The following is a 17,327-nucleotide window of genomic DNA, read 5'->3' on the forward strand; positions in this document are numbered from 1 at the left end:
GATCACCGGGCGGCGCCGGCCACGGCACGGACGCCGCCACGCGCGGCCGAGGCGTGGATGAGCTGACTCGCGAGCTGGCACGCCGCATCGGAGACCCGCGCGCGCACGCCGGGATCCGTCAGGGCCCCATCGGTGAAGTCGGCATCGGACGCGTAGACGGCGGTCGGCAGGGCGAGCGCCCCGAAGAATCCGAACAGGGGCCGGAAGGCGTGCTCGACCACGAGGGCATGGCGGGCGCCTCCGCCCGTGGCGACGATGGCCACGGGCTTGCCCGTGAGCGCCGTCGGATCGACGAGGTCGAACAGGTGCTTGAACAGGCCCGTATAGGCGCCCTTGTAGACGGGCGACCCGACGATGAGGGCGTCGGCGCCCTCGATGGCCTCGACGATGCGGCGCGCCGGGAGGGACAGGTCCTGGCGCGACCAGGCCGCGCCGAGGGCGGTGCCGGCATCCACCATGTCGAACAGCTGGATCTCGGCCTGGATCTGCGTCTCGGTCTGGGCGGCGACAGCCTCGACGAGGCTGCGCGTCTTCGAGGGGCGTTGCAGGTTCGCGCTGAAACCGACGATGCGGGGGCGGGTCATGAATGTTCCGATCGAACAGCTTTTCGGAGGACAGACAGCGTCGCTCGAAGCAACTCTGTGTTCACGAAAAGATGTCCCACGGTCACCCGTCGGTCAATGAAACGTTCCCTCAAAGATACCCCAGAGCGAAGACGAACACTCTTCGATCCCGGACGAGAAGAGAATATTGTTTTGTCCGCGGCCGAGGAGCTCCGAAACCGAGAGGGCACTGCACCATCGTGAGGACGGATCAGCTGTCGGGTGCGTTGGCATCGAGCCAGGCGACGGCCCCCGTCAGGTCGAAGCCGTGGCGGGTGCCGAAGGCGAGCACCGCGTCGCGACGCATGCGCCCGTCGAGGACCGCGGCGAGGGCGTAGAGGGTCAAGGAACGCGTGCCGGAGCGGCAATGGGCGACGACGGGACCGGGGGCAGCCCGCAGGCTCGCGCGAAACGCATCGATCTCGGGCCGCCCCAGGGTGGCCCCCGTCACCGGCAGGTGGTGATAGGCGAGGCCCGCTTCCCGCGCGGCGGCGGCCTCCGCCTCAGTGCCGGGCTGGCCGGGCTCCTCGCCGTCCGGCCGGTTGTTGATCAGGGTGGTGACGCCCGCGCGTCCGAGCGCAGCGATCTCGTCGAGGGCCGGCTGACCCGCGACCGAGACGGTGTCGTCGATTCGGGTGAGGCGCATGGGTCAGGCCGTTCCGTCTTCGCCGAGATAGTCGCGCCAGACGGAGGCCGGGCCGAGGGTGGCGAGGAAGGCGGCGTGGCGGGCGCTCTCGTCCGGGGTGAGTCGGTGGCGCAGGCGGCGCGGGCCGATGGGGGCACCGTCCTCGGCCAGCGCCGGCCCGGTCTCGGCCGGAATTTCGGCGACGGCGAGCCCGAGGCTGGTCTGCTTGCCGCCGAGCAGCTCGACATAGACCTCCGCCAGGATCTGCGAATCGAGCAACGCCCCGTGCTTCGTGCGCCGGGTGGTGTCGATGCCGTAGCGCACGCACAGGGCGTCGAGGGTGTTGGAGGCGCCCGTGTGCTTGCGCCGCGCGAGTTGCAGGGTGTCGATAACGGCGGCGAGGTCGATGGGCGGTGGGGCCGCGGCGCCGAGGCGGGCGTATTCCATGTTGAGGAAGCCGACGTCGAAGGGCGCGTTGTGGATCACCAGGGGGGAGTCGCCGCAGAAGTCGCGGAACTCGTCGACGATGTCGGCGAAGAGCGGCTTGTCGGCCAGCATCGCATCCGAGATGCCGTGCACCCCGAAGGCGCCCTGGGAAACCGGCCGGGTGGGATTCACGAGTTTGTGGAAGACCTTGCCGGTCTGCACGTGGTTGATGAGCTCGACGCAGCCGATCTCGATGAGGCGGTCGCCGTTCTTGGCGTCGGTGCCGGTGGTCTCGGTGTCGAGGACGATCTCACGCAGCATCGCTTGGGGTCCATGGGGCCGGGGGTCGCGACGACCATGCGCCGGAGACCGGGCCGGTTCAAGGCGGCGGTGGCATCCCGCGCAGACGGTCCAGGATCGCATCGACCTCGGCCTCGGCATGGGCGAAGCCGAGGCCGGTATCGAGGACGAAATCCGCCCGGGCGCGCTTCTCGGCGTCGGGCAGCTGCTTGGCGAGGATCGACGCGAAGGTCGCCGCGTCCATGCCGGGCCGGGCCAGCACCCGTTCGCGCTGAACCTCGGCCGGCGCCGTGACGACGAGGACCGCGTCGCAGCGCGCGTCCCCGCCCGTCTCGAACAGGAGCGGGATGTCGAGGACGACGACGGGGGCCTGCGCGTGGGCGGCGAGAAAATCGGCACCGGCCCGGCGCGCCAGGGGATGGACCAGCCGCTCCAGGGCGGCGAGGCGCTCCGGGTGGCCGAGCACTTCGCCGCGCAGCCGCTCGCGATCGACGGACCCGTCCGGCGCCAGAACACCGGGAAATTCCCCCGCGATGGCGTGGGCCGCCGCGCCGCCGGGTGCGTAGAGGGCATGGACCACCGCATCCGCATCGTGGACGGGAACCCCGCGTGCGGAAAACATCGCGGCGGTGGCGGATTTCCCCATGCCGATGGAGCCGGTGAGGCCGAGGACGAGGGGGCGGCTCACGAACCGGCCTTCGATCCGGCTTTTGGGCCGACGATATCGGCGACGAGGCGCTCGCGCAGGGCCGGCGTCACGGCCGGATGCACGCCGAACCAGCGTGCGAAACCCGGCACCGCCTGATGCAGCAGCATCCCGAGTCCGTCGACGGCGGCCAGGCCCCGGGCACGGGCGGCGGCGAGCAACGGCGTCTCCAGGGGCACGTAGACGATGTCGGCGACGCATGCCGTGGCGGGCAGGGGCGTCAGGTCGAGATCGAGGGCGCCATGGCCCGCCATGCCGAGGGAGGTGGTGTTGACGAGAAGCCCGGTTCCGGGGAGCGCGGCGGGCAGGTCGGCCCAGTCGCAGGCGGCGACCCGTTCTGGATCGAGGGCGACGAGAGCCTCCGCCCGGGCGCGGGTGCGGTTGGCTACCCGGATTCGGCTCAGGCCGCGCTCCAGCAGGCCGACCACGATGGCGCGGGCCGCGCCCCCGGCCCCGAGCACAAGGGCGGCGCCGCCCGTGCGCTCCACCCAATCGGCGCCGAGACTCCGGTCGAGATGGGCGATGAAGCCCGGCGCGTCGGTGTTGTCCCCCCACAGGCGTCCGTGCGTGTCGAAGAACACGGTGTTGACCGCGCCGATCTTCTCCGCGCGCGGCGTCAGTTCGTCTACGAGGCGAGAGGCCGCCTCCTTGTGCGGGATCGTGACGTTGCCGCCAGCGAATCCGTGTTCGCGCAGGGTCAACAGGAAATCCGGGAACGCGTCCGGGGCCACGTCGACGCGCGCGTAGGTCCCCGCGATCCCGTGCTCGGCGAGCCAGTGACCGTGGATCAGGGGCGAGCGCGAATGGGCGATGGGATGCCCGACAACGAAGGCCTTCGTCACACCACGTCCTCCGAAGCCAGGATACAGGCGGGGCCGTCCGCCCCTTCGATCTGCACCGTCGCGTGCCCGATGCCGAAGGTCTTGCGCAAGTCCTCGGCGAGGCCGAGCAGGAAGGCGTTGCCCGGGTGGCCCCCCGGCATGACGAGGTGGACGGTCAGCGCGATCTCGGTGGTGCTCATCGGCCAGATGTGGAGATCGTGGAGCGCCGACACCCCCGGCCGGGCACCGAGGAAGCCGCGCACGGCCTCCGGGTCGATCCCCGGCGGCACCGCCGAGAGGGCCATGATCACGCTGTCGCGCAGGAGGCCCCAGGTCATCCAGACGATGAGGCCGGCGATGGCGAGACTGACCGCGGGGTCGATCCACGCGGCTCCCGTGAGCACGATGGCGAGGCCGGCCAGCACAACCCCGAGGGACACGGCGGCATCCGCCACCATGTGCAGGTAGGCGCCGCGGATGTTGATGTCGCTGCCCTTGCCGGAGGCGAACAGCCAGGCGGTGATGCCGTTGATGACGATACCGATGCCGGCCACCACCATCACGGTGACGCCCGCCACGGGCTCGGGGGCCAGGAGCCGGAGGATCGCCTCCCAGATGATGGCGCCCGTGGCGACCAGCAGGAACACGGCGTTGAACAGGGCGGCGAGGATCGAGGAGGAGCGAAGCCCGTAGGTGAAGCGCGGGCTCGGAGCGCGCTTCACCAGCACCGAGGCGATCCAGGCGACGACGAGGCCGAGCACGTCGGAGAGGTTGTGGCCCGCATCGGCCACGAGGGCCATGGATTGCGAGGCGAAGCCGTAGCCGGCTTCGACGATCACGAACCCGGTGTTGAGAACGATGCCGATGGCGAAGGCCCGGCCGAACGAGGCCGGGGCGTGGACGTGTCCACCCCCATGGCCACCGCCGTGATGACTCCCGCCGTGGCTGTGCCGATGCCCGTGATCGTGGCCCGCATGATCATGACCGGCGTGATCGTGGGGGTGGTCGTGTCCGGCCATGGGGGTCTCCGTGGCGCTGCCCGGCGGCGCCGTCGCGGCCGGGAAGAAACCCTGTGCGCGAGGCGTCTCGCGACGAGGCCTTAGCCGCGATCCGTCGGTCCATCCAGGGCGGATGACGACGCGGTCGTCCCGTCCGCGCGATGGCCTCGGCCGAGCCAGGCCTAATCGAGGAAACCCTGGAACACCGTCAGGACCAGCGGAATGGCGAGGCCGGCCAGGATGGTCTGGACCGCGACGATCCCCGCCATCAGCGGTGCGTCGCCGCCGAGCTGGCGAGCCATGATGTAGGAGGACGAGGCGGTGGGGAGAACCTGGAAGATCAGGGCGGTCACGGCGGCGGGGCCGTGGAGGCCGACGGCGCGGCAGGCCAGCACCGTCGCCACGGGCATCAGCACGAACTTGACGGCCGACGACACCAGGACCGGGCGCATCCAGGTCCGCGCCGCCGACAGGTCGAGGGCGGCTCCGACACAGAGCAGGCCCAGCGGCAGGGACGCCTGCCCCAGCGCCTTGAGCATCGGCTCGATCCCCGGCGGGAGGTGCAGTCCCGACGCCTGGAGGAGGATGCCACCGAAGCACGCGATCACCAGGGGATTGAGGGCGAGCTGGCGGGCGAGGCCGGCCGGTCCGGGCCGTTCGCCGGTGCCGAAGCGGGCGAAGACGAGCACGCACAGGATGTTCACCGTGGGCACGATGGCGGCATTCGCCACCGCCGCGAGGGCGAGCCCTTGCGCACCGAACACCCCGATCGCCGCCGAGACGCCGACATAGTTGTTGAAGCGGATGCCGCCCTGGAACACCGAGGTGAAGGACGCCCCCTGGAAGCCGAGGCGTGATCGCGCCAGGAGCAGGATCGCCGCGACCGCGCAGGTGGAGACCACCAGCACCACGACCAGGGCCAGCACCGGCACGCCGTCCAGCCGCGCCGTCGTGAGCCCGTGCACCATCAGGGACGGCAGCAGCACGTAGTAGCTGAGGCGTTCGGCCTGGGGCCAGAAGCCCTCGCCGAGGAAGCCGACGCGGCGCAATGTGGCGCCCAGCGCGATCAGCAAGCCGATGGGCACCAGGGCGAGGAGGACGGACCCGATCATCGCGGGCCGCCTGAGACCGGAGCGGGCATCTAGAACGCCAGGAGCCGTCGGGCGCGCAGGCGGGCGAGCAGGGGCAGCAGGGGCAGGCCCAGGATGGTGGTGTGGTCGCCCGCGACCTCCGCGAACAGATGGATGCCGAGGCCCTCGAGCTGGTAGGCGCCGACGCTGGACATGGCGCCGGGTCCCGCGAGCGCCACGTAGGCCGCGATGGACGCCGCATCGAGGGGCCGCAAGGTGAGGTGCGCCGTCTCAACGAAGGTGTCTGGCGCGTGCACCCCGTCGATCAGGGCCACGGCGGAATGCAGGTGGTGGGTGCGCCCGGCGAGACGCGCGAGCTGCGCGCGGGCGGCCGCCGCGTCGGCGGGCTTGTGGAACACGACGCCGTCGCAGGCGAGCACCTGATCGGCCCCGACGACGATCCGGCTCGGCGCACGGGCGGCCACCGCCTCGGCCTTGGCGAGGGCGAGACGCAGGGCGAGGTCGGACGGAGCGAGCCCCGCACAAGCGGCCTCGATGGCGCGCTCGTCGACACCGGGGCTTTCGGTTTCGACGGTGAGGCCAGCCCCAGCGAGGAGCGCGCGCCGGGTCGGGCTGGTGGAGGCGAGGAGGAGCGGCGCGGCGCCGCGCCATAGCGGGGAGGGGGAATCCATCGCTCCAGTGTCACGGATCGCCGCGCCTCGACAAGATGCGCTCGATTTCAGCGGCGCATGCTGCGGAAGCGGCAGTACCGGCCGTTGTCCTGGAACCCGCCCGGGCATCTGGCGACGCAGGCGCCCGCCGCGAACTTGAGAGGCGGCCGGCAGGAATATTTGTGGCTCTTGTTGCGGTACTGGTAATCCTGCGCCCGGCCGGCCTCGGCGGGGGAGACGGACGTGCCGACGATCAGAGCGAAGAGGGCGGCGCAGGCGAGACGGTTGGGCATCGGGCATCCTGAAGTGACGGATCGCAGGGTCAACCCGCGTGGGTTCCCGTTGGTTCGCGCCCTCAGGTGGCGATGAACTTCAGCCGGTGCTCGCGGTGCAGGTCGAGGATCGCCGCGGCGGTCTCCTCGATGGAGCGGCGCGTCACGTCGATGGTCGGCCAGCGGTGCTTGGTGCACAGGCGCCGGCACGCCGCGATCTCGTCGGCCACGGCCGAGCGGTCGACGTAGAGGGAGGAATCGTCGGCGTTGAGGCTGAGGAGCCGGTTCTGGCGGATCTGCACGATGCGCTCGGGGCTTGCCAGCAGCCCGACGAGGAGCGGCTTTCGCGCGTTCTCCAGGGAGGCCGGCAGCGGCATGCCGGGCACCAGGGGAAAGTTCGCGGTCTTGAGGCCGCGGTTGGCGAGGTAGATGGCGGTCGGCGTCTTCGAGGTGCGGCTGACGCCCACCAGGATCACGTCGGCCTCGTCGACATCGAGGGGCAGATTGCCGTCGTCGTGCGCCAGGGTGAAGTTCATGGCGTCGATGCGCTTGAAGTACTCGGCGTTGAGCATGTGCTGCGCGCCCGGTCGGGCCGTCGAATCCGCGCCGAGGTAGGATTGCAGCAGGGCGTGCACGGGCTGGAGCACGGACAGGCACGGCGAGCCGGTCTCGCGGCAGGCCGCCTCCAGGCGCTCGGTGAGGTCGTGGCCGACCAGGGTGTAGAGCACGAGGCCGGGCGCCGCCTCGATCTCGGAGATCACCCGTTCGAGCTGCGGACCCGAGCGCACCAGGGGGTAGACGTGCTCGATGGCCGAGACGCCCTCGTACTGCGCGGCCGCCGCGCGGCCCACGTTGATCAGGGTCTCGCCGGTGGAATCCGACACGAGGTGGAGGTGGAAGTAGCTGCGGCTCATCGAGAACTCTGTCTCCTCGGAATCAGGAGACAAGGAGCGTGCCGGCCTTGTCCACCGCTTGCGCCTTGGGGGAGTCGATGAATGTGGATAAGCCGGCTCGTCACCGTGGTCCAGGCAGGACCCACCCCGTGTTGTCGACTCTCGCGTCCACACGCCGTCCGACGCACGTCGACCGGACGCGGTTTTGGGAGAATCAGGGACCGACCGGCGCCCAGCCGCGCGGACCGCCTCGCAAGGCACTGTCCGGCATCGTCTATCCGGGACATTGCTCGCAATCCGTTAAAGCCCTCTTAACGCCGTGGCGGCGGGGACGGCCTGTGGACGCTTTTCCGCTCCCGTCATCCAGCCCTCTAAAAGAAAAAACAGAGTCCTAGAATCTCTCTTTCCTTTTAGAAGGGCCGTGTGGGGATCGATCCGTCGCGACCTCATCGAGCGGAGATCAGAACGGTTTTCGAGGGGGAGACAGCCGGGCCATCGGTGCTACATACCGGTCACGGGGTTTGGGTGTCGGAGATCGGATGAGCCAGGGTGATGGGGCGGACCGCGTGGTCCTGCGGGTGCTCTCGGGCGAGGCGCAGAAGCGCCCCCCCGCCTGGATGATGCGTCAGGCCGGCCGCTACCTTCCCGAGTACCGGGAAGTCAGGGCGAAGGCCGGCTCGTTCCTCGACCTCTGCTACAACCCGGATTTCGCCACCGAGGTCACCCTCCAGCCGATCCGGCGCTTCGGCTTCGAGGCGTCGATCCTGTTCTCCGACATCCTCGTGATCCCCGACGCCCTCGGCCAGGACGTGCGGTTCGTCGAAGGCGAGGGGCCGCGCCTCGATCCACTCGCCGGCCGGGCCGAGTTCGAGCGCCTGCGCCAGGCCGACGATCCGGCGATCTTTTCGCATCTGGCCCCCGTCTTCGAGACGGTGCGGCGCCTGCGGGCCGAATTGCCCCACGAGACCACGCTGCTGGGTTTCTGCGGCGCGCCCTGGACGGTGGCGAGCTACATGATCGGTGGGCGCGGCACGCCCGACCTTGCGCCGTCGCGGGCGCTCGCCCGCCACGACACGGCCCTCGTCGAAGCGCTCATCGACCGTCTCGTCACCGTGCAGACCGAGTACCTCGTGCGCCAGCTCGAGGCCGGGGCCGACGCGGTGCAGATCTTCGAATCCCATGCCGGGTCGCTGCCCGACGTGCGCGGCGCCTCGGAGCCCGAGGAAGCGCCCGTCAACGAGGTCGCCGAGAGCGCCTTGCCGGAGGGCACCCCGGGCGACGCCCTGACCCGCTGGTCGCTCCAGCCCATCGCCCGGATGATCGCCGGCGTGCGCGCCCGGGTGCCCGGCGCGAAGATCATCGTGTTCGCCCGGGGCTCGGGCCTCGACGGCCACGCCCGTGTGGTGCCGGAGACGGCGGCCGATGCCGTGGGCGTCGACTGGTCGGTGGATCTGGCGGCGCTCCGGGGCCGTGTGCCGGCCACCACGGTCACCCAGGGCAATGTCCACCCCGAGACCCTCATCGAGGGCGGAGCGGCCCTGGACGCCGCCGTGGACGGCGTGCTGGCGGCGACGGATGGCCTGCCGCACATCTTCAACCTCGGCCACGGCATCACGCCGCAGACGCCCATCGCCCATGTCGAGCAGATGCTGAAGCGACTTCGCGGCTGATGGACGGCCTCTACCTCTGGATCAAGGCGCTCCACGTCGTCGCCGTCATCTCGTGGATGGCGGCGATGCTCTATCTGCCGCGCCTGTTCGTCTACCACGCCTCCCTGGTGCCCGGACCGCACGCGCAGGCGCAGTCCGAGACCTTCAAGGTGATGGAGCGGCGGCTCCTCAAGGCGATCATGACGCCGGCCATGATCGCCACCTGGATCTTCGGGCTGATCCTCGTCTGGCAGAGCGGCTACTACGCCGCCGGCTGGCTCCAGGCGAAGGTCGCCCTCGTGCTCGCCATGAGCGGCATCCACGGCTGGCTCGCCCGCATGGTCAAGGATTTCGCCGCCGACCGGAATACGCGCGGCCACAAGTTCTACCGGGTGCTCAACGAAGGACCGACCCTCCTGATGGTCGCCATCGTCGTGCTCGTGGTGGTGAAGCCGGGGCTGTGGGGGTGATCCGCCGGACCTACCCTTGGTCTACTTGTAAGGGAGTAGCTTAAAAGCTACAAAAGATCGTGGCGACTATTCTCCGGCATCCGAATTTCGTCGCATGGTTCGATGCCCTTCGCGACGATCGCACGCTGACCCGGATCGCCGTTCGGATCAGGCGGCTCGAACTGGACAATCCGGGGGATGTCAAACCGGTCGGTGAGGGCGTCAGTGAAATGCGGATCGATTACGGACCGGGCTATCGAGTCTATTTCCGGCGGACCGGTTCGGACATCACGATCCTTCTCTGCGGCGGCGAAAAATCAACACAAGCGCGGGACATCGAGACCGCGAAGCGGCTGGCGCGCGAACTGCGATGATCGTTGGTAGGGTAAAGCTATGACCATCGAACTGAAGCCCTGGGACGTGGCCGAGTATTTGGATACCCCGGAACGCATCGCACTCTACATCGAAGCCGTCATCGACGATGGCGACCCCGCACTGCTTGCGGCGACCCTCGGAGATATCGCGCGCGCGCGGGGCATGGCTCAGATCGCCAGGGAGACCGGGCGTTCGCGCGAAAGCCTGTACCGGGCGCTCTCCGACAAGGGAAACCCTGAACTCACCACGTTGATGGGAGTTTTGAAGGCCCTTGGGCTGCAGCTGAGCGTCAAACCCATCACCCCCGCAGCGACCTGACCCCCGCCTCAAGGACCGCCATGTCCCCGATCCTGTCCGCTGCCCTCGCCGGGATGACCCTGGCCCTCGTCGCGACGACCGCGCAGGCCGCGAGCTTCCCGTGCGACAAGGCCGAGGCGGCCGACGAGAAGGCCATCTGCGCCACCCTCGTCCTGAACGACCGCGACGTGGAGATGGCCACCCGCTTCGAGATCCTGCGCGCCATGCTGCCCATGGGCGGCAATGCCAAGCTGCGCGAGGACCAGGAAACGTGGCTCGCCGAGCGCCGCGCTTGCGAGGCGGACGTCGCCTGTCTCACGCAGGCCTACGACGCCCGTCTGAAGACCCTGCGGGCGGTGTTCTCGGAATTCGCCAAGCAGGGGCCGCTCTGAGGCGCCCTCAACCCAAACGGGCGAGAAGCCGGTCCATCAGCGGGTTGTCCGGCGTGAAGGCGTAATCGATCTTGCGCACGCTGACCGAGCCGGCTCCGGCCTTCACCAGGGCGTCGGCCAGATCGAACACCGCGTCGACGGGGCAGTGCAGCACCATCTCGCCCCGTCCCTCGGGGGCGCCGTAGGGCAGTTCGGCGTCGTGCAGAGCGGAGATGCCGGCGAGATCGATGTCGCCGTCGTCCGGCATGGCGGCGCGGACCTCGCGGGTGGTGCGGGCCCGCTCCTCGGCCTGGATGCGGCCGAGCACGGCCCGCAGGGCGTTGCGCGGGCTCGGGCCCCAGGCGGCGTTGAGGGAGGCGACGAGGTTCGCCTCCGAGCGCAGGATGATCCCGTCGTCGAGGATCTTCAGGGCGTTGGCGGCCAGCGTCGCGCCCGTGGTGGTGATGTCGACGATGATCTCGGCCGAGCCCGCCGCCGGCGCGCCCTCGGTGGCCCCGAGGCTCTCGACGATGCGGTAATCCGCGACCCCGTGCTCGGCGAAGAACCGCCGGGTGAGGTTCACGTATTTCGTGGCGATGCGCAGGCGCTTGCCGTGGCGCACCCGCATCTCGGCCGCGACCTCGTCGAGATCGCTCATGGCCCGCACGTCGATCCAGGCCTGGGGCACGGCGACCACGACGGTGGCTTGGCCGAAGCCCAGCGGGGTCAGCAATTCGACCTGGCCGCGCGCCTCGGGCAGGGATTCGCGGATGAGATCCTCGCCGGTGATGCCGAGATGGGCCGCGCCCGAGGCCAGTTGCGCCGCGATCTCGGACGCCGAGAGGTAGCGGACCTCGACGCCCGGCACGCCGACGAGCTTGCCGCGATAGTCGCGGGCGCCGGTGTTCTGCGCGAGCTTCAGTCCGGCGCGGGCGAAGAAGGCGGCGGCGTTCTCCTGCAGGCGCCCCTTGGAGGGCACGGCGAGGACGAGGGGATCGGTCATCGGCGCCGGCTCACGGGTGGGAAGTGTCGGATGTTTGGGAGGTGTCGGAAGGGGCGACCCGCGAGAGCCAGACGGCGCAGCCGACGGCCGGCACCGGGATCGGACTGCCGAGATGCTGCAGGAGGCCGTCGTAGCGTCCGCCGCCGACGAGGGGCGGCCCGGAGGGGCCTGCCGCCGTCACCTCGAAGATGAAGCCGGTGTAGTAGTCGAGGTTGCGCGCGAACCCGCCCGAGAAGGCGAAGCGCTCGACGGACAGTCCCCGCGCCGCCATGAAGCCCGTGCGCTCCTCGAACAGACCGAGCGCCGCCTCGAGGGGCGGATGGTCGAGGCCGGCCGTGCGGATGAGCTCGCGCATGGCGAGTGCCGCCGCGTCGGGATCGCCCGCGATGGCGCGGTAGCGCTCGACGAGGGCGCGGTTCTCCGGGTTGAGGCCGGCGCCGCCGCTCGCCTGGGCGGCGGCCTTCGACAGGAAGCGCTCGGCGATCTCGCCGGCGCTGCGCCCGCCGACCCGCGAGATGCCCGCGATGGACAGCACGTCCTCCACGAAGGCGCGCACCCCCCTGGGGTCCTGGCCCTGGATCGCCGCGAGGAGGCCCGCATGGGGATCCTCCTGGCGCACGCCGTTGGTGACCTCGTCGAGCGACCGGCCGGCCGCGATGGCCCGCAGGGTCCGGCGCTTGGCGGCCGGGGGCACGGCCAGCGCGTCGAGGAGTGCGTCGAGGAGACCCATGTCGCCCAGCCGCACGGCGACGTCGCTGCGGCCCAGGGCGGAAAGGCCCTCCAGCGCAAGGCCGAGGACCTCGGCATCCGCCGCCGGAACGTCGGTGCGGCCGATGGATTCGATGCCGGCCTGCAGGAATTCGTCCGGCTCGTCGCGCCCGAGGCGGAACACCGGCCCGCAATAGCTGTAATCGGCCGGTCCCGCGGCACCGTGCGCGAGGTGGTGGCGGCAGACGGGGATCGTGAATTCCGGCCGCAGGCACAACTCGGCGCCGCCGGCATCCTGGGTCACGAAGATGCGGCGGCGAATGTCCTCGCCCGACAGTTCGAGGAACGGCTCCACGGGCTGGAGCACCGGCGGGGTCACGGCGCCGTAGCCCGCATCCGCGAACTGGGCGAGCAGGCGCGCCGTGCCGTGCGATCGTCCGCCGGCGATCGCGCCGCCGGGTTCCGGGTTCATCATGGGTCCGCCCGCCTCGTCATCGCGCCCTCGTAGCAACCGGAATCCGGCTTGGCGACCGTCGTATCGACCGTGGCGACTAGAGCCAGCCCTGCAATTCGCGCCGGACCACGGTCTCGATCACCTTGAGGCCCAATGCGCCGTCGTTGAGGCACGGGATGTAGGCGAAGCGCTCGCCGCCATTGTCCTCGAAATAGTGCCGGTTCTCGCCGTCGAGCTCTTCCAGGGTCTCGAGACAATCGGCCGAGAAGCCCGGTGCCACGATGGCCATGCGCTTCACCCCGCTTTTCGCCAGCTCCTGCACGGTCTCGTCGGTGTAGGGGCGCAGCCATTCCTCGTTGCCGAAGCGCGACTGGAAGGTGGTGCGCATCTTGTCCGTCGAGAAGCCGAGGGCTTCCCGCACGAGGCGGCCGGTCTTCACGCACTGGCAATGGTAGGGGTCGCCCTTGAGGAGGTAGCTCTTCGGCACCCCGTGGAACGAGGTCAGGATCACCTCGGGCTCGAAGTCGAGCTTGGCCAGCCCCTCGCGGATCGAGGTGGCGATGGCGTCGATGTAGACCGGATCGTCGTGATAGGGCGCCGAGACCCTCAAGGTCGGCTGCCAGCGCATCTTCATCAGGGCCTTGAACGCCTGGTCGCAGGCGGTGGCCGAGGTGGCGGCGGCGTATTGCGGATAGAGCGGCACGAGGAGGATGCGGTCGCAGCCCTGGTCGAGGAGCGCCTGGATGCGCTTGTCCATCTCGGGCTTGCCGTAACGCATGGCCCAATCGACCACGACTTGGTCGCCCATGGCCGCCTGAAGACCCTCGGCCTGGCCCCGGGTGATGGTCTTCAGCGGTCCCTCGTCGCGCTCGTTGTTCCACACGCTCGCGTAGTCGCGGCCCTTCGGCCCCGGGCGCTTCGTCAGGATGATGAGGTTGAGCAGCGGCCACCAGATCAGGCGCGGCACCTCGATCACCCGGCGGTCCGACAGGAACTCCTTGAGGTAGCGGCGCATGGGCCAGTAGCTCGTGCCCTCGGGCGTGCCGAGATTGGTCAGGAGCACGCCGATGCGGCCCCAGCGCACGGGCGGATGCTCGGCGGGGAGCGGTGCGGTGCTGGTCTGGAGCGGCATGCTGTCCTGCAGGGACGTCGGGGCGACGCGTTCGGTCATCGGGTTTCCGGAATCGCCGCAGGGGCGGAAAAGTTGTGCAAACGGGGATATCTATCTAGAGCAGGCGGCCTGCCAGCATCACCCGATGGATTAGGGCGCGACATGCCGTCTCCCCGGTACTTCTTCAACCACTTCATGCCGTTCACCGGCTATCCCTATACGGGTGCCCCGACCGCCTGCAATCTCTGCGGCTCGACGCGCAGCGTGACGGTGGCGGAGACCGACCGGCGCCTGAAGACCCTGCGCTCCATCGCCTGCGAGCAATGCGGCCTCATCCGCACGGACCCGATGCCGACCCCGGCGGAGCTGGCGGATTATTACGCGACGGCCTACCGGGCCGATTATCAGCTCGCCTTCGCCGGCGGCCCCCCGCGCAACCACCTCAACCGCTCGGCCCGCGAGGCGACGTTCCGCGCCAATCTCCTGGCGCCGAAGCTGAAAGCCGGCGCCCGCGTCCTCGATTTCGGCTCGGGCTCGGGCGAGTTCCTGGCGGCCGTGCGGGCCAAGGGCTGCGAGGCCGTGGGCGTCGAGCCAGGGCGGGATTACGCCAACTATGCCCGCACGCAGCACGGCGTCGAGGTGCTGGACGATGCCGACGATGCCCGCTTCCCGGCCGGGCATTTCGACGTGATCACCACCCACCACGTCATGGAGCACCTGCGCGACCCCGCCGACGTCATGGCGCGCCTGTCGCGCTGGCTGAAGCCCGACGGGGTGCTCTACGCGGCCGTGCCCAACATGGCCGCGACGGGCAAGCCGCCGCACGAGCGCTTCCACTTCGCCCACGTCCACGGCTTCGTGCGCGAGACTTTCGACCTCACGGCGCGCCGGGCCGGCCTCGTGCCGCATCCGGACTATTGGCGCGAGGACACCACGGTGGTCTACGCCAAGACGGACGCGCCCATGGGGGCCCTGGCCGTGCCGGGCCTCGCCGAGCGCCTCGCCATCGACCTGAAGCCGATGCCGGCGGGGGCCTACCTCGCCTCCGGCGCCTGGATCTGGCCGATGCTGCGCCGGAACGCCAAGGCCGTGCGCGACACCTTCGTGGCCCGCTGAGAACCGTCGTCGTCGCGTCGCGGGAGCTGTCCTAGAAGGAAAGTCTCCCGACGCCACCACCGAGACCGACCCCATGCCGCGCCCCAGCCGCCGCCAGACCTTCGGCCTCGGGGTCGGCGCAGGACTCGCCGCCGGGATACACGATGCCCGGGCGGCCTCCACCGCGCCCGAGCCGACCTTCACCCTGCTCCTCGTCAACGACCTCTACCGGATGTCGGAAACCGAGGGTCGCGGGGGCTTCGCCCGGCTCAACGCCATCGTGAAGGCCGAGCGCGCGCGCGGCGTGCCGCTCCTCTACGCCCATGCGGGCGACACGCTCTCCCCGTCCCTGATGTCGGGCTTCGACCAGGGCGCCCACATCGTCGAACTCCTCAACATCGCGCCGCCCGACGTGTTCGTGCCGGGCAACCACGAGTTCGATTTCGGGCCGGCGATCGTCGCCCGGCGCATGGGCGAGGCGAACTTTCCGGTGTTCGCCGCCAATCTGCGCGATGGCGCCGGGCGCCCCTTGCGCGGGGTGCGCGACCGGACCGTCGTGACCCTCGGCGGGATCCGGGTCGGGATCGTCGGCATCGCGCTGGCCAGCACCCCGGACAAATCGCAGTCGGGCGACCTGCGCTTCGCCCCCGAACTCGAAACCCTGGCGCGCGAGGCGCAAACGCTCCGCGCCGAGGGCGCCGACCTCGTGGTCGGGGTCTGTCATACGGGCCGGGCGACGGACGAGGCCATCGTCGCAGGCCGCCTCGTCGATATCCTGCTGTCGGGCCACGACCACGATCTGGCACTCCGGTACGACGGCCAGACCGTCATGGTGGAATCGAGCTTCGACGCCCATTTCGTCACCGCCATCGACGTGACCGTCCAGGTGACGGGATCGGGGAAAGCCCGGACGGTGACCTGGCGCCCGAGCTTTCGCGTCCACGATTCGGCACGCGTCGTTCCCGACCCCGAGACCCTGGCGGTGGTGCGGCGACTCGAAGGGGACCTGTCGCGCGAACTCGACGTCGCGGTCGGCGAGACGCGCCTGCCCCTCGACAGCCGCATCGCCGCCGTGCGCGCGCGGGAGGCCAGCTTCGGCAACCTCGTCGCCGATGCCGTGCGGGCGAGCACGGGAGCCGATCTGGCCATCGTCAACGGCGGCGGCATCCGGGGCGACACCCTGTACCCGGCCGGCCGGGTGCTGACGCGCCGCGACATCCTGCTGGAACTGCCCTTCGGCAACACAACGGTTCTCGTCGCGCTCACCGGCGCGCAGATCCGCGGCCTCCTGGAGACGGGCGTCTCGGAATTCGGCCGTCCCGCGGGACGCTTCCCGCAGGTCTCGGGCCTCGTCGTCACCGTCGATCCGACGGCCCCGGTCGGGGCCCGCATCGTCGCCCTGAGCCATGGGGGCGTGCCCCTCGACCCCGACAGGACCTACACCGTGGGCTCGAACAACTTCCTGTACGATGGCGGCAACGGCTACGGCGCCCTGTCCAAGGGACGCACCCTCGTCGGCGGCACCGACGGCACCCTCGTCGCCAATGCGGTGATGGCCTACATCCGGACCAACGCGCCCCTGTCCGTTCCGTCCGAGGGGCGCATCCTGACGCGTTGAGGATCCCCTGCCGATGAGTTCAGGCCCCGTCGCCGATGCCCTCGCGCGCTTTCGCCGTTCGGGCTCGCCCTGGCTCGACCTGCCGTTCTTCGAAGGCGGCGCGGCCGACACCGTGGCGATGCGGGTCGATGAGCGCATCGCCGAGGGCGTCACCGTGCTGCCGGCGCCGGAGAACATCTTCAACGCCCTGGCGCTGACGCCGCTGACCGAGGTGAAGGCAGTGATCCTCGGCCAGGACCCGTACCCGACGCCGGGCGATGCCAACGGGCTGGCCTTCTCCTATGTCGGCCCGCGGCGCCTGCCGGCCTCCCTCAAGGTGATCCTGGCCGAAATCCCCGACGCGCCGGCCAAGCCGACGACCGGCGACCTCACGCCGTGGGCGCGCCGCGGTGTGCTGCTCCTGAACTCGGCTCTCACGGTGGAGCAGGGCAAGTCCGGTGCTCACTTGCGCTACGGCTGGGCGTCGCTCACCGATCAGGCGGTGGAAGCCGTCTCGAAGCGGGCGGAGCCGGCGGTGTTCCTGCTGTGGGGGGCGCAGGCCCGGGCGCGGGCCGCCCTCATCGACACCGCGCGCCACGGCGTCATCGAATCCGGCCATCCCTCGCCCCTGAACCGCCAGCGGGATTTCCCCGGCTCCCAGCCCTTCGCGGCGGCGAATGCCTGGCTGACGGCGCAGGGCGTCGCGCCCATCGACTGGCGTTTGGACTGAAGCGACGCAGCCGCTCGGACGTACCCCCTCGGCCGTGCCCCCTTGGGCTCGGCTCCTTGGACGCGCCCCCTTGGAGGAGTGGGGCGGGCGGTCTATTTCCGTCG

Annotated in this window: 21 protein-coding genes; 8 read left to right on the forward strand and 13 right to left on the reverse strand. The window is 70.3% G+C overall.

Annotation, left to right across the window (positions count from 1 at the left end):
* Window positions 1-2: 2 nt before the first annotated feature.
* From msuE to ASG60_RS16145, 10 genes are all read right to left on the reverse strand, one after another.
* Window positions 3-584, reverse strand: a complete 582-nt coding sequence (msuE, locus tag ASG60_RS16100; RefSeq protein WP_056386570.1) for an FMN reductase — start codon at window positions 582-584, stop codon at window positions 3-5.
* 229 nt (window positions 585-813) lie between these two features.
* A complete protein-coding gene (locus ASG60_RS16105; RefSeq protein WP_056172549.1) occupies window positions 814-1,248 on the reverse strand; it encodes a TIGR01244 family sulfur transferase in 435 nt (144 codons plus the stop codon).
* Window positions 1,249-1,251: 3 nt separating this feature from the next.
* Window positions 1,252-1,974 carry a DNA polymerase III subunit epsilon gene (dnaQ, locus tag ASG60_RS16110; RefSeq protein ID WP_056172552.1) on the reverse strand — a complete coding sequence of 241 codons (723 nt, stop codon included), beginning with the start codon at window positions 1,972-1,974 and terminating at the stop codon, window positions 1,252-1,254.
* A 58-nt stretch (window positions 1,975-2,032) separates the two neighbouring features.
* Window positions 2,033-2,641 carry a dephospho-CoA kinase gene (coaE, locus tag ASG60_RS16115; RefSeq protein WP_056386573.1) on the reverse strand — a complete coding sequence of 203 codons (609 nt, stop codon included), beginning with the start codon at window positions 2,639-2,641 and terminating at the stop codon, window positions 2,033-2,035.
* The gene (locus ASG60_RS16120) at window positions 2,638-3,501 is read right to left on the reverse strand and encodes a shikimate dehydrogenase (RefSeq protein ID WP_056172557.1); all 864 of its coding nucleotides are present in this window, start codon (window positions 3,499-3,501) and stop codon (window positions 2,638-2,640) included. The genes coaE and ASG60_RS16120 overlap by 4 nt, the downstream gene beginning before the upstream one ends.
* Entirely contained in the window at window positions 3,498-4,499 is a 1,002-nt protein-coding gene (locus tag ASG60_RS16125; RefSeq protein ID WP_056266761.1) for a cation diffusion facilitator family transporter, read from the reverse strand. Before ASG60_RS16125 ends, ASG60_RS16120 begins: the two co-directional genes overlap by 4 nt.
* 161 nt (window positions 4,500-4,660) lie before the next feature.
* Window positions 4,661-5,590 (reverse strand): AEC family transporter, encoded by a 930-nt coding sequence (locus ASG60_RS16130; RefSeq protein WP_056172564.1) that lies wholly within the window; start codon window positions 5,588-5,590, stop codon window positions 4,661-4,663.
* A gap of 29 nt (window positions 5,591-5,619) precedes the next feature.
* Window positions 5,620-6,240, reverse strand: a complete 621-nt coding sequence (locus ASG60_RS16135; protein WP_056386575.1) for a Maf family nucleotide pyrophosphatase — start codon at window positions 6,238-6,240, stop codon at window positions 5,620-5,622.
* A 47-nt stretch (window positions 6,241-6,287) separates the two neighbouring features.
* Window positions 6,288-6,512, reverse strand: a complete 225-nt coding sequence (locus tag ASG60_RS16140) for a hypothetical protein (protein WP_056266765.1) — start codon at window positions 6,510-6,512, stop codon at window positions 6,288-6,290.
* Window positions 6,513-6,574: 62 nt separating this feature from the next.
* Window positions 6,575-7,405 (reverse strand): pyruvate, water dikinase regulatory protein, encoded by an 831-nt coding sequence (locus ASG60_RS16145; RefSeq protein WP_056386577.1) that lies wholly within the window; start codon window positions 7,403-7,405, stop codon window positions 6,575-6,577.
* Between the two features lie 518 nt (window positions 7,406-7,923).
* Between ASG60_RS16145 and ASG60_RS16150 the strand changes: the two genes are divergently transcribed.
* The 5 genes from ASG60_RS16150 to ASG60_RS16170 are packed head-to-tail and all read left to right on the forward strand — an operon-like array spanning window position 7,924 to window position 10,546.
* Window positions 7,924-9,054 carry a uroporphyrinogen decarboxylase gene (locus ASG60_RS16150; RefSeq protein WP_056386579.1) on the forward strand — a complete coding sequence of 377 codons (1,131 nt, stop codon included), beginning with the start codon at window positions 7,924-7,926 and terminating at the stop codon, window positions 9,052-9,054.
* Entirely contained in the window at window positions 9,054-9,503 is a 450-nt protein-coding gene (gene hemJ, locus ASG60_RS16155) for a protoporphyrinogen oxidase HemJ (RefSeq protein WP_056172579.1), read from the forward strand. The genes ASG60_RS16150 and hemJ overlap by 1 nt, the downstream gene beginning before the upstream one ends.
* Before the next feature lie 59 nt (window positions 9,504-9,562).
* A complete protein-coding gene (locus ASG60_RS16160; protein WP_056386581.1) occupies window positions 9,563-9,856 on the forward strand; it encodes a type II toxin-antitoxin system RelE/ParE family toxin in 294 nt (97 codons plus the stop codon).
* A 19-nt stretch (window positions 9,857-9,875) separates the two neighbouring features.
* A complete protein-coding gene (locus tag ASG60_RS16165) occupies window positions 9,876-10,175 on the forward strand; it encodes an addiction module antidote protein (RefSeq protein ID WP_056172582.1) in 300 nt (99 codons plus the stop codon).
* A gap of 20 nt (window positions 10,176-10,195) precedes the next feature.
* On the forward strand, window positions 10,196-10,546 hold the full coding sequence (locus ASG60_RS16170) for a lysozyme inhibitor LprI family protein (protein ID WP_056172585.1): 351 nt from the start codon (window positions 10,196-10,198) through the stop codon (window positions 10,544-10,546).
* A 7-nt stretch (window positions 10,547-10,553) separates the two neighbouring features.
* On the opposite strand, the gene hisG is transcribed toward ASG60_RS16170, so the two are convergent.
* From hisG to hemH, 3 genes are all read right to left on the reverse strand, one after another.
* Window positions 10,554-11,528 (reverse strand): ATP phosphoribosyltransferase, encoded by a 975-nt coding sequence (gene hisG / locus ASG60_RS16175; protein WP_056172589.1) that lies wholly within the window; start codon window positions 11,526-11,528, stop codon window positions 10,554-10,556.
* A 10-nt stretch (window positions 11,529-11,538) separates the two neighbouring features.
* Complete coding sequence (locus ASG60_RS16180; RefSeq protein WP_056266771.1) at window positions 11,539-12,711, reverse strand: ATP phosphoribosyltransferase regulatory subunit; 1,173 nt, start codon at window positions 12,709-12,711, stop codon at window positions 11,539-11,541.
* A gap of 76 nt (window positions 12,712-12,787) precedes the next feature.
* On the reverse strand, window positions 12,788-13,861 hold the full coding sequence (gene hemH, locus ASG60_RS16185; protein WP_056172594.1) for a ferrochelatase: 1,074 nt from the start codon (window positions 13,859-13,861) through the stop codon (window positions 12,788-12,790).
* 102 nt (window positions 13,862-13,963) lie between these two features.
* Between hemH and ASG60_RS16190 the strand changes: the two genes are divergently transcribed.
* From ASG60_RS16190 to ASG60_RS16200, 3 genes are all read left to right on the forward strand, one after another.
* Window positions 13,964-14,917 carry a class I SAM-dependent methyltransferase gene (locus ASG60_RS16190; RefSeq protein ID WP_056386584.1) on the forward strand — a complete coding sequence of 318 codons (954 nt, stop codon included), beginning with the start codon at window positions 13,964-13,966 and terminating at the stop codon, window positions 14,915-14,917.
* 73 nt (window positions 14,918-14,990) lie between these two features.
* Window positions 14,991-16,514 carry a bifunctional UDP-sugar hydrolase/5'-nucleotidase gene (locus ASG60_RS16195; RefSeq protein ID WP_056386586.1) on the forward strand — a complete coding sequence of 508 codons (1,524 nt, stop codon included), beginning with the start codon at window positions 14,991-14,993 and terminating at the stop codon, window positions 16,512-16,514.
* A gap of 13 nt (window positions 16,515-16,527) precedes the next feature.
* Entirely contained in the window at window positions 16,528-17,223 is a 696-nt protein-coding gene (locus tag ASG60_RS16200; protein WP_056266775.1) for a uracil-DNA glycosylase, read from the forward strand.
* The last annotated feature ends 104 nt before the right edge of the window (window positions 17,224-17,327 follow it).

It is taken from the genome of Methylobacterium sp. Leaf469 (assembly GCF_001424745.1).
Lineage (GTDB): Bacteria > Pseudomonadota > Alphaproteobacteria > Rhizobiales > Beijerinckiaceae > Methylobacterium.